Source organism: Peribacillus sp. P4_C12, assembly GCF_056402095.1.
Window position 1 is genome coordinate 1 of sequence record NZ_JBFUIB010000586.1, and the last position, 2,067, is coordinate 2,067.

The 2,067-nt window shown below is 32.8% G+C and carries 2 protein-coding genes; both read right to left on the reverse strand.

Going from position 1 to position 2,067, the window contains the following annotated elements; translation table 11 throughout:
* Window positions 1-769: xanthine dehydrogenase family protein molybdopterin-binding subunit (locus AC1DUW_RS26820; protein WP_477643930.1), on the reverse strand; the 769-nt coding region annotated here is incomplete at its 3' end.
* 767 nt (window positions 770-1,536) lie between these two features.
* Window positions 1,537-1,983: a HEAT repeat domain-containing protein gene (locus AC1DUW_RS26825; RefSeq protein WP_477643931.1), complete on the reverse strand. Its 447-nt coding sequence runs from the start codon at window positions 1,981-1,983 to the stop codon at window positions 1,537-1,539.
* Between the last annotated feature and the right edge of the window lie 84 nt (window positions 1,984-2,067).

The window sequence follows — 2,067 nt, forward strand, 5'->3', positions numbered from 1 at the left end:
GTTCAAGTTGTACCGAGGCTTTACCACCGAAAGCACCACCAACTAGAGGCGTGTTTACAATGACATTTCCGATTTCAACACCAAAATAATCACTTATTAAACGCTTGATCATAAATGGTGCTTGAGAAGAAGAGCTTATCACGACTTTATTATCTGCACGAATTTCTGCTAAGGAACATCTTGTTTCCATAGCAACATGGTCTGAAGGGGAAAATGAAAACTTTTCCTCGACAATAATATCGCTCTCTTGCCAACCTTTTTTTATATCACCTTTTCGGATTTTGGTTCGATTTGCTATATTTGTACCTGGCTCAGGAAATACCTCGGATATTTTTTTATAGGTATCTAAATCTGGGTGGAGTAAAGGATATTTAGGATTTATGGCATCTATTGGTGAATTGATAACAGGTAAAGGTTCATAAATTACTTGAATACTGTCTGCTGCAAATTTTGCTTGTTTGGGTGTATCAGCAACAACAAGTGCGACAACTTCTCCATGATAGCGGACTTTATCTTGAGCTATGGGGTACCGATCCCTGATTTCTTCTCCTGTTAGCGGTAAATTCCCGCCAGTTATGATTGCACGAACTCCAGCAACTTTTTCAGCCTTGGTTATGTCAATATTTTTAATATTGGCATGTCCATAAGGACTAATTACCTTTTTAACATGAAGGATTTTTGTTTCTTTATGGTCACCGGTGTAAATCGCTTGTCCTGTCACCTTTTCCCATGCATCTTTACGAGTTACACCTTTTCCGATAATATCCATATAGAATCCCCTCGTTATCATCATTATTCTTGGTTAATTGTTATCAAATATCTTTTTCTAAAATAAGTAAATATAAGCAAATAGATTTCCCTCTAAAAAAGGCACAAGTATTCCTGTGCTATCTAAAACTTCAGGATATGTTTTGCCTCTTGGTTTCCTTGTATATTGTTAATTTCAGAAAAAGATATTTTTGTCTCTAAGTATTGGAGGTTGTAACAGCCTTGAAAACTAAAAGCAACTAAGGAGTAGATAGGTTCTTTTTGAATACTACGATGATGGTAGCTACCATTACAGCAAATACTAAAAAGGGTTTTTCATGTTATGTAATTAACATCAATATCTTTGGACACAAATATATGTATTAATAACTTTATGTTGAGTTATAAAGAAAATGTGTTTTTAGAGGGAATTAATAAATAATTCATTATATATACAATGAAATGTACAAAGTGTTTGGAGGGCATTATGGAGCTTGAAAGGTTTCTCATTAGAAGACCCTTTTGCTTTATGGCTTCATCTATATTGGGTTTCTCAGCTTATGCTTTGTAAGACAACACCTAATATGGAATATGATTAATTATTAACGAATTCAATATTGAGTGAATCAGAAGAGCATAACTTTTGTGATTTTTAATGTAATGATATTTAAACATAAGAAAAAGGAGCAAAACAATGCTCCTTTTTCTTATGTTATTAAACTAAAACGCTAATAGTTGAATGTGTAACTTACTTTATATTCTTTAAAATAAAATTGTGTCATTTAAAATTTACTTTTTCGATAAGGCTGTCCATGTGTTTTCAAGCCAATTATCAAAGTCCGCTCCCTTTTCACCTTCGTAAGTATCATAAATGTCCATTCTCATTTTCTTTATCTTCTCTTTGAATTCATTAAACGTATGATCTTCAGGTAAGCTCTTCTTAATTCTTAACAGGATTTTTCGTAATCCCTTTATCAATTCTCCTTTTTTCCTTGAAGGTAATTGAACATCTTCACCGAATGCTTTAAGTTTACGGTAAGCGGCCTCTTGAATCTTATACACAGCATCGTTATTCATTATATGTGTAAGTACATCGATAACTTGTTTATTTTTGAACTGACCTAACTCTTCAATCGCATCTAAACGTTCTCTCCAATTCGATGTACGATTAGCAGATTTTTTTAATTCCTCATAATTTGCAGGTAACTCAATTTTTTTTGCTTCTTTATTATTCAAACGAATCATTTCTCCTTCTGTCTTTATGTAAGTATCTAAGGTTTTATAAAAAATTAAACCCGATACTACAAATATCCTTTATAC